Below are 9,299 nucleotides of genomic sequence, written 5' to 3'. Positions count from 1 at the left end.
ATCCCCATCGCGAGCAAGCTCGCTCCCACAGTTTTTTGCATTCCAACCCTAGCAATCAATTAATTATGAGCTAGTACTGTCAGGTCAATTCGACATCCTCTGACAGGAGTCCTCCCATGCTCGCTCACTGGTCTCTCGCGGCCATCCATCTCCTGGCGTTCGCCCTCGGGTTCTGGGCGGTGCTGACCCGTGGCACGGCGTTGCGCCGCCTCGCAAGCGGCGCTGACGTGGTTCGCAATGTCCTGGTTGCGGACAACGTATGGGGACTGTCAGCGCTGGTGTTGCTGGTAACGGGTGGGATGCGCGCTTTTGCCGGGTACGAAAAAGGCGCTGACTATTACCTGCATCAGCCGCTGTTTCACCTGAAGATGACGCTGTTCGTGGCGATTCTGTTGCTTGAAATCGCGCCGATGATCGCCCTGATCAAATGGCGGATAGCCCTCGGCAAAGGGGGCGCGATCGATCCATCGAGGGCGGGGCGCTATGCACGGATCAGCCATTTGGAAGCGTTGCTGTTGATCCTGATGGTGATCGCCGCCACGGGGATGGCTCGCGGCGTGAGCTTGGGTTGACCGGCCACGAACGCCTGCTTCCCCGCCATTAAAACGAAACGTCTGACAGCCATGCTACGAGGCAAGCCATTAATATCGGTTTCACGGCTGGACGAGGTCAAGGCGGATGGGGCAGGGCGAGGCGCGGTCGATATGCATCTTTAGCCAGCCTTGCGGTGATGCAAGCGGGCTGGCTGCGGACTGCGACAAGGCTCAGGGCGTTTGAGGCTTGTCCGGGGCGGTAAGGCCGGCCTGGATACGCTGATAAATCTCTTCACGATGCACCGCAACGTTTTTCGGGGCGTTGATGCCGATCCTGACTTGTTGGCCGCTTACGCCCAGAATGGTGATCGTGATGTCGTCACCAATATTTATGCTTTCACCGACTTTGCGGGTGAGTATCAGCATGGTGTTCTCCTTGATAGCTTTATAGGGCACCTGATTCAGACAGTGCAGATGTCGGTACTGCTTATAGATTAGTGCTAAGTGTCACAATGTGGGTGCCTCTTTCTGACGTGCAGACGCAGCATTAATTCCCAGGGTGCGACTATACAGAGACGCCGGGCAGGATTCTCGTGTTTTGCGCACTGTTTAGGGCGTTGTTGGCGAGAGTGGATGCTAAAATCCCCGCTTCATGTCTTGCGAGGGAATCGTTGTGCGTAAATTGGCTTGGGTTATCGCGGTATTGGCGCTGGCTGGATGTGGGGAAGGGCGCGACGTCGAGGCACCCAAGCCGAAAGCAGTGGCGAGCTCCACGCCGGCGGCCGCTGCGGCGCCGCAATGGGCGGTCGAGGTTCGCGGCGAGACGCCCCAGGCCGTCAGCGATCTCACCGGATGGCTGATCGAGCACAGCTTCATGTCCACTGTGGTCCGGGAGGATGGCAAGGATCGGGTTCTGGTCGGGCCGTTGAGCTCCGAAGCCGAGGCTCAAGCCAAGCAGGAGCAAATCACCGCTGCCCTGGTGCGCGCCAAGAAGCGCAACATCGAGACTCAGGTTGTGGATTATCCGCCGGCACGATAAACAGACGGACAAACAAAAGGCCCCGGACGCGCACGTCCGGGGCCTTTTGTTTTCCAAGTGTTCAGCCGCAGGCCTTCAGGTCCACCGGGCCGACGAATTCGTTTCCGCGCCCCATCACGCACGCAACGCTCTGGTTGCGCTGGCGCTCCCAGGCCTGCACGGGATAGGTCTTGTCCCAGGCTTCGTACAGGCTCCGGTCCTGTTTCGAAAGGCGCAGGCCGTACTGTTTGCTCATATAGAAATACGTCCTGGCGATCATTCCCCGGATGGAAGGGCGGGGCATGACTTTCTTGGCCTTGAAGTCCACTTGGGTCAGGCATGAACCGTATTGGCCCTTCTGCACCGGCAACCAGCCGAAACTGAAGTTGCTGCGATCGCCATTGACCTCGCCAATGCTGGGCACCAGGTTGTGAAGGTCAGCCTCGGCCCGTTGGTACACCGGGTCGTAGCGCGTGCAGTTCTTGCGCCCGCCCTGTTGCCAGCATTGACGCTGATGGCCGATCTGCCACGCCGGGACAATATGTTCCCACTCGATGCGTGCGGCGCGACTGGCGTTCTTGCGTGGCACGTAACCGCAGGCCGCCAGGTTCACCCGATTGCCGGTGTATTTGCAGCCGCAGTAGAACTCGGTGGATTGCGGGGCGTAGAGTTTCCAGGCGACTTTCTTGGCTTCGTTGAAGGTGCGGGGAGCAGCGGCTTGCGCGCCCATGGCAACAAAGACGAGCGATAAAGCTAAACAGCGAACAATCATCAGGCTCAATCTTCCTTCGGCACAACCCAGAAAACCTGCACGCCGCCATCGTCGCGATAAGCGAGGGTGACGTTGTCGTTCTCGTCTATTTCCTCCAGCAGCCGTTCCCATTCATCCACCGGCTCATCAGGAAGGCGGAAGATCAGTGCGGCCTTGGCTTTTTGTGCGGAGGGGGAATTGATGATTTTCGAGACCCGAAGACCGAGTCGTGAATAGGAATCTAAGGGAGTAGTTGCAGCGGAGGGCGTGGCCACAGGATTATCCTTATTAAGCTGTACGTGCATACAGTATTTATTTGTAGGCATTTACGCAACTGCTTAAAAATCAAGAAAATCGTCTGACAGCACTTTTTGCGTTTTGATGTAGGAAGAAGGATTTTTTTATTGAGAAAGGTCCTTTGTCTTCAGCAGATTCCGCCAGAGGCCTAAAGAAAATTCCCTGGCGGACGATCTTGCTTGTAGGAAATTCTTTCACGGAGCGAGACATGTCCATTTCAATCGGCTTTCCAAATGCCGCCGCCATCACCATTGGCGGAAAATCCGCGGCCACGCTGAATGCCCTGAGCGAGGCGAGCGCCGACGCAGCCGACGAGGCCCTTGGCGAAACGCAAGCGCCTGGCAAGGTCCGTGCGAATCTGGCGACCGAAGCCGAGAGCAAGACCGAAAAAAGCGACAGCGACCAAAGCATTGCCACAAAAATATTGCTCAAGCGCATGCAGGAGCTTCAACAGCAACTGCGCGAGCAACAACAGCAGCTTGCCGCGGCACAGGCGCGTCCTTATCCGACGCCTGATGCCAAGACGACTGCTATCCTGTCGATCCAGGGTCAGATCGCCGACACCACCGGCGCGCTGCAGCAGGTTACGGGTAGCTTGATCAAGGAGCTGGCGAAAGATTCCAGCTCGGGTTCGCTGGTCAACACCACGGCTTGATCGATGACGTTCCGGATGAAAACGGGACGTTGACAAAACGCCGATGCTTTACCATAGTTCATTCCACGCAAACGTTTGCGCGATTGCCGTGCGACGATTTTGCTCACAATAATCATAAAATCGGAGTGAACCCATGAAGCTGCCATTCGCTGGACGCCTTCTCGCCGTCGCCATGCTCGCGGCCGCATCCGCAGCGCTGCCTTTCTCCTCGGCGCTCGCCCAGACCACGGAAAAACCCAAGGTCGCGCTCGTCATGAAGTCCCTCGCCAATGAATTCTTCCTGACCATGGAAGATGGCGCCAAGGCGTATCAAAAGGAACACTCCGCCGATTTCGACCTGATCTCCAACGGGATCAAGGATGAAACCGACACCGCCAATCAGATTCGCATCGTCGAACAGATGATCGTGTCCAAAGTCGATGCGCTGATTATCGCGCCGGCCGATTCCAAGGCCATGGTGCCGGTGATCAAGAAAGCCGTCGACGCCGGTATCACCGTGATCAACATCGACAACCAGCTCGACCCGGCAGTGGTCAAGAGCAAGAACATCAACGTGCCGTTCGTAGGTCCGGACAACCGCAAGGGCGCTCGCCTGGTGGGGGAATACCTGGCCAAGCAGCTCAAGGCCGGTGACGAGGTCGGCATTATCGAAGGCGTGTCGACCACCACCAATGCCCAGGCACGCACCGCGGGCTTCAAGGATGCGATGGAGGCGGCGCAGGTCAAGGTCGTTTCACTGCAATCGGGCGATTGGGAAATCAACAAGGGCAACCAGGTTGCCTCGTCGATGCTCAGCGAATACCCGAACATCAAGGCGTTGCTGGCTGGTAACGACAGCATGGCGGTAGGCGCGGTCTCGGCCGTGCGCGCTGCTGGCAAGGCGGGCAAGGTGCAAGTGGTCGGCTACGACAACATCAACGCGATCAAGCCGATGCTCAAGGACGGTCGTGTCCTGGCGACTGCTGATCAGTTCGCTGCCAAGCAGGCTGTGTTCGGTATCGAGACCGCGCTGAAGATCCTCAAGGGTGAAAAAGTCGACAGCGGCGCCAACGGCGTTATCGAAACTCCGGTCGAGCTGGTGACCAAGCCGTAACCCTGGCGACACAACGGCGCTCGCCCGTCCGGGCGAGCGCATTGGAGAGTTTGTTATGTCCGTTCGCGACCCGAACGCTGTCCTGTGCGTCAGCGGTATCGGCAAGACCTATGCCCAGCCGGTACTGAGCGATATCAACCTGACGTTGATGCGCGGTGAAGTGCTGGCGCTGACCGGCGAAAATGGTGCCGGCAAAAGTACCTTGTCCAAGATTATCGGTGGCCTGGTCACGCCAACGACCGGGCAGATGCAATTCCAGGGTCAGGATTACCGCCCCGGCAGCCGGGCCCAGGCGGAATCGCTGGGTGTACGCATGGTCATGCAGGAACTCAACCTGCTGCCGACGCTGTCCGTGGCCGAGAACCTGTTCCTCGACAACCTGCCTAGCCACGGTGGCTGGATCAGCCGCAAGCAACTGCGCAAGGCGGCGGTCGAGGCCATGGCCCAGGTGGGGCTCGACGCAATTGATCCCGACACGCTGGTCGGTGAGCTGGGCATCGGCCACCAGCAGATGGTCGAGATCGCCCGCAACCTGATCGGCGATTGCCATGTGCTGATTCTCGATGAGCCGACCGCGATGCTGACGGCCCGCGAAGTCGAAATGCTTTTTGAGCAGATCACACGCTTGCAGGCGCGCGGCGTGTCGATCATCTACATCTCCCATCGCCTCGAAGAGTTGGCGCGGGTCGCCCAGCGCATTGCGGTGCTACGCGACGGCAACCTGGTCTGCGTCGAGCCGATGGCGAACTACAACAGCGAACAATTGGTGACGCTGATGGTCGGCCGTGAGTTGGGCGAGCACATCGACCTGGGCCCCCGGCAAATCGGTGCTCCTGCACTGACCGTCAAGGGGCTGAGCCGGTCCGACAAGGTCCGCGACGTATCCTTTGAAGTGCGCAGTGGTGAAATCTTTGGCATCTCCGGCCTGATCGGGGCAGGGCGCACCGAGTTGTTGCGGCTGATCTTCGGCGCCGATGCGGCCGACAGCGGCACCGTGGCGCTGGGCTCGCCGGCCAGTGTCGTCAGCATCCGGTCGCCGGCCGATGCGGTGGCCCATGGCATCGCCTTGATCACTGAGGATCGCAAGGGCGAAGGCCTGCTGCTGACGCAATCCATCGCGGCGAATATCGCCCTGGGGAACATGCCGGAGATTTCCAGCGCCGGCCTGGTCAATGGCAGCGCCGAGGTGGCGTTGGCGCAGCGGCAGATCGACGCGATGCGCATCCGCAGCTCGAGCCCGACGCAATTGGTGTCCGAACTGTCCGGCGGCAACCAGCAGAAAGTCGTGATCGGCCGCTGGCTCGAGCGCGATTGCTCGGTGCTGCTGTTCGACGAGCCGACCCGTGGCATCGACGTCGGCGCCAAATTCGACATCTATGCATTGCTCGGTGAGTTGACTCGCCAGGGCAAGGCGTTGGTCGTGGTCTCCAGTGACCTGCGGGAACTGATGCTGATTTGTGATCGCATCGGCGTGTTGTCCGCCGGGCGCCTGATCGATACCTTCGAGCGCGACAGCTGGACCCAGGATGACTTGCTTGCCGCCGCGTTCGCCGGCTACCAGAAACGTGATGCGCTGCTCAACGAAGCAGCGCCTAGGGATCTCTCATGAAAACCGCACCTGCCGCTGGCAAATCCACTGGCAATTTCTATGGCCTCGGCACCTACCTGGGCCTGGCTGGCGCGTTGCTGGCCATGGTCGCGCTGTTCTCGGTCCTGAGCAGCCACTTCCTGTCCTATGACACCTTCAGCACCCTGGCCAACCAGATTCCGGACCTGATGGTATTGGCCGTCGGCATGACCTTTATCCTGATCATCGGTGGCATCGACCTATCGGTGGGATCGGTGTTGGCGCTCGCCGCCTCGACAGTCAGCGTCGCGGTGCTCGGCTGGGGCTGGAGCGTCTGGCCGTCGGCCTTGCTTGGCATGGCCGTGGCCGCGTTGGCGGGGACTGTAACCGGCTCGATTACCGTGGCCTGGCGTATCCCATCGTTCATCGTCTCGCTGGGCGTGCTGGAAATGGCCCGGGGCCTGGCGTACCAGATGACCGGTTCGCGGACCGCCTACATCGGCGATTCGTTCGCCTGGCTGTCCAACCCGATCGCCTTCGGCATTTCACCTTCGTTCATCATTGCCTTGCTGGTGATCTTCATCGCCCAGGCGGTGCTGACCCGCACCGTGTTCGGCCGCTACCTGATCGGCATCGGCACCAACGAGGAAGCCGTGCGCCTGGCGGGGATCAACCCAAAACCCTACAAGATCCTGGTGTTCAGCCTGATGGGGTTGCTGGCTGGCGTTGCGGCGCTGTTCCAGATTTCGCGCCTGGAAGCGGCGGATCCGAACGCGGGTTCGGGGCTTGAGTTGCAGGTCATTGCGGCCGTGGTGATCGGCGGCACCAGCCTGATGGGCGGGCGTGGCTCGGTGATCAGTACCTTCTTCGGCGTGCTGATCATTTCGGTGCTGGCGGCGGGCCTGGCCCAGATCGGCGCCACCGAACCGACCAAGCGCATCATTACCGGCGCGGTGATCGTGGTGGCGGTGGTGCTCGACACGTACCGCAGCCAGCGCGCCAGCCGGCGGGCTTGAACCATGGCGACGATCAAGGATGTGGCGGCGCTTGCAGGCATTTCCTACACGACCGTGTCCCACGTCGTGAACAAGACGCGGCCGGTCAGTGACGAGGTGCGACGCAAGGTCGAGGCGGCAATCGAGCGGTTGGACTACGTGCCCAGCGCGGTGGCGCGCTCGCTCAAGGCCAAGACCACGGCAACCATCGGCCTGCTGGTGCCCAATAGTCTCAACCCGTACTTCGCCGAACTGGCTCGGGGGATCGAGGATTACTGCGAGCGCAATGGTTATTGCGTGATCCTCTGCAACTCCGATGACAACCCGGACAAGCAGCGCAGTTATCTGCGGGTGTTGCTGGAAAAACGCATCGACGGGCTGATCGTGGCCTCGGCCGGGGGCGATGTCGGCTTGGCCGAAGGGCTGGCCAACGTGCGCACGCCCATGGTGATCGTTGACCGTGGGCTTGACGGCGTGGACGCGGACCTGGTGCGCATCGACCACGAGTACGGCGCGTACCTCGCGACTCGGCACCTGCTGGAGCTGGGCCATCGTGACATCGCTTTTATTGGTGGGCCGGCGGACACCAGCGTGGCGCAAATGCGCCTGGCGGGCTATTGCCGTGCGCTGAAAGAGGCGGGGATCGAGCTGCCTGTGGAGCGCATGCTTGAAAGTGATTTCACCAGTACCGGCGGCTATCGGGCCGCGGCACAACTGCTTGAGCAGCAACCGCCCAGCGCGATTTTCGCCGCCAACGACATGATCGGTATCGGTGCGCTGCGCGCCGCCGCCGAACGCAATGTGCGCGTGCCCAGCGAGCTGTCGATCATCGGCTTCGATGACATCCAGATGAGCCGTTATGTCTACCCGGCGCTGACCACGGTGGGGCAGTCGATCCTGCAGCTTGGCGAAATGGCTGCAGAAGTTTTGCTGCGACGCATCGCTACGCCGGGGCTTGTCACTGACCAGCGGATCGTGACGCCGAGCATTGTCCTGCGAGAATCGACTGCACCGCTGTCCGGCACATTCGCCCAGTACCGCTGAACCGAATAGATGAGTAATGAAGCAATGCCAGCAAACGTAGTGGTAATAGGCAGCCTGAACATGGACCTGGTGACCCGTGCACCGCGTCTGCCTCGCGGTGGTGAAACCCTGATCGGAGAGTCGTTCTCTACCATTCCAGGTGGCAAGGGCGCCAACCAGGCGGTGGCCGCCGCGCGCCTGGGCGCGCAGGTGTCCATGGTCGGCTGCGTCGGCAGTGACGCCTACGGCCAGCAACTGCGCGGTGCGCTGTTGGCCGAGGGCATCGATTGCCAGGCGGTCAGCGTCGTGGACGGCTCCAGCGGTGTGGCGCTGATCGTGGTCGATGACAACAGCCAGAATGCGATCGTCATCGTCGCCGGGGCCAATGGCGAGCTGACGCCAACGGTTCTCGAGCGTTTCGACGCCGTGCTGCAAAGCGCCGATGTCATCATCTGCCAGCTCGAAGTGCCGGATGCCACTGTGGGGCATGCGCTCAAGCGCGGACGCGAACTCGGCAAGACCGTCATCCTCAACCCGGCGCCGGCCTCCCGTGCGCTGCCGTCCGAATGGTACGCCTACGTCGACTACCTGATCCCCAATGAAAGCGAAGCGATGGTCCTGAGTGGTCTGGCGGTGGACTCCCTGGAAACCGCCGAAGCTGCCGCGACGCAGTTGATCGCCAGCGGTGCCGGCAAAGTGATTGTGACGCTGGGCGCCCAAGGGCTGGTGTTCGCCAATGGCTCGAGCTTCGAGCACTTCCCCGCGCCACGGGTCAAGGCCGTGGACACCACGGCGGCCGGCGATACGTTTGTCGGTGGCTTCGCAGCCGCGCTGGCGAGCGGCAAGGACGAAGCCGAGGCGATTCGTTTTGGTCAGGTCGCCGCTGCGCTGTCGGTCACCCGCGCGGGCGCTCAGCCCTCCATCCCCACTTTGCTGGAAGTACAGGCGTTCAAATCATGAAAAAGACTCCGTTGCTGAACGTGGCCATGTCACGGTTGATTGCGTCCCTCGGCCATGGCGACAAAGTGGTCATTGGCGACGCCGGCCTGCCGGTCCCGCCACACGTCGAGCTGATCGACCTGGCGCTGACCCATGGTATTCCTGATTTCGTCAGTACTTTGAAGGTGGTGCTCAGCGAAATGCAGGTCGAGAGCCACGTACTGGCCGAGGAAATCCTTGATAAGCAACCGTCGGCCCTGGCCACGTTGGAGGCGTTGCATGCCGAAGGCGCGTTGGGCTCGCGGGAGCTGGTCAGTCACGAACAGTTCAAGCTGCTCAGCCGCGAGGCGAGGGCGATTATCCGCACGGGAGAGTGCTCTCCCTATTGCAACGTGGTGCTGGTCGCGGGCGTCACGTTCTGAGTCTTA

Annotated in this window: 12 protein-coding genes; 9 read left to right on the top strand and 3 right to left on the bottom strand. The window is 60.9% G+C overall.

Annotated elements, in window-relative coordinates; translation table 11 throughout:
• Positions 1–116: 116 nt before the first annotated feature.
• The gene (locus KSS97_RS19380; RefSeq protein ID WP_217859930.1) at positions 117–572 is read left to right on the top strand and encodes a DUF2214 family protein; all 456 of its coding nucleotides are present in this window, start codon (positions 117–119) and stop codon (positions 570–572) included.
• 192 nt (positions 573–764) lie between these two features.
• Here the strand turns inward: KSS97_RS19380 and csrA are convergent, their stop codons facing one another.
• Positions 765–959 (bottom strand): carbon storage regulator CsrA, encoded by a 195-nt coding sequence (csrA, locus tag KSS97_RS19375; protein WP_003179932.1) that lies wholly within the window; start codon positions 957–959, stop codon positions 765–767.
• Between the two features lie 247 nt (positions 960–1,206).
• On the opposite strand from csrA, the gene KSS97_RS19370 reads away from it, so the two are divergent.
• Entirely contained in the window at positions 1,207–1,572 is a 366-nt protein-coding gene (locus KSS97_RS19370; protein WP_030142117.1) for a hypothetical protein, read from the top strand.
• A gap of 61 nt (positions 1,573–1,633) precedes the next feature.
• Here KSS97_RS19370 and KSS97_RS19365 read toward each other — a convergent pair whose 3' ends face one another.
• A complete protein-coding gene (locus KSS97_RS19365; RefSeq protein ID WP_030142118.1) occupies positions 1,634–2,323 on the bottom strand; it encodes an endonuclease in 690 nt (229 codons plus the stop codon).
• Between the two features lie 5 nt (positions 2,324–2,328).
• The gene (locus KSS97_RS19360; protein WP_198796012.1) at positions 2,329–2,628 is read right to left on the bottom strand and encodes a DUF1654 domain-containing protein; all 300 of its coding nucleotides are present in this window, start codon (positions 2,626–2,628) and stop codon (positions 2,329–2,331) included.
• Positions 2,629–2,807: 179 nt separating this feature from the next.
• Between KSS97_RS19360 and KSS97_RS19355 the strand changes: the two genes are divergently transcribed.
• The 7 genes from KSS97_RS19355 to rbsD all read left to right on the top strand — a co-directional run bounded on the left by KSS97_RS19355 (position 2,808) and on the right by rbsD (position 9,293).
• Entirely contained in the window at positions 2,808–3,254 is a 447-nt protein-coding gene (locus KSS97_RS19355) for a hypothetical protein (RefSeq protein WP_198796072.1), read from the top strand.
• Positions 3,255–3,387: 133 nt separating this feature from the next.
• Positions 3,388–4,347: a sugar ABC transporter substrate-binding protein gene (locus KSS97_RS19350; RefSeq protein ID WP_030142121.1), complete on the top strand. Its 960-nt coding sequence runs from the start codon at positions 3,388–3,390 to the stop codon at positions 4,345–4,347.
• A 55-nt stretch (positions 4,348–4,402) separates the two neighbouring features.
• Positions 4,403–5,956 (top strand): sugar ABC transporter ATP-binding protein, encoded by a 1,554-nt coding sequence (locus KSS97_RS19345; protein ID WP_217859929.1) that lies wholly within the window; start codon positions 4,403–4,405, stop codon positions 5,954–5,956.
• Positions 5,953–6,930 carry an ABC transporter permease gene (locus tag KSS97_RS19340; RefSeq protein WP_030142123.1) on the top strand — a complete coding sequence of 326 codons (978 nt, stop codon included), beginning with the start codon at positions 5,953–5,955 and terminating at the stop codon, positions 6,928–6,930. The genes KSS97_RS19345 and KSS97_RS19340 overlap by 4 nt, the downstream gene beginning before the upstream one ends.
• A 3-nt stretch (positions 6,931–6,933) precedes the next feature.
• A complete protein-coding gene (locus tag KSS97_RS19335; RefSeq protein WP_030142124.1) occupies positions 6,934–7,953 on the top strand; it encodes a LacI family DNA-binding transcriptional regulator in 1,020 nt (339 codons plus the stop codon).
• A 24-nt stretch (positions 7,954–7,977) separates the two neighbouring features.
• Positions 7,978–8,892: a ribokinase gene (rbsK, locus tag KSS97_RS19330; protein ID WP_198796015.1), complete on the top strand. Its 915-nt coding sequence runs from the start codon at positions 7,978–7,980 to the stop codon at positions 8,890–8,892.
• Complete coding sequence (rbsD, locus tag KSS97_RS19325) at positions 8,889–9,293, top strand: D-ribose pyranase (RefSeq protein ID WP_030142126.1); 405 nt, start codon at positions 8,889–8,891, stop codon at positions 9,291–9,293. Before rbsK ends, rbsD begins: the two co-directional genes overlap by 4 nt.
• Positions 9,294–9,299 lie beyond the last annotated feature (6 nt).

This window comes from Pseudomonas alvandae (assembly GCF_019141525.1).
GTDB classification, from domain to species: domain Bacteria; phylum Pseudomonadota; class Gammaproteobacteria; order Pseudomonadales; family Pseudomonadaceae; genus Aquipseudomonas; species Aquipseudomonas alvandae.
This window is presented reverse-complemented; position numbering and strand designations above follow the sequence as displayed.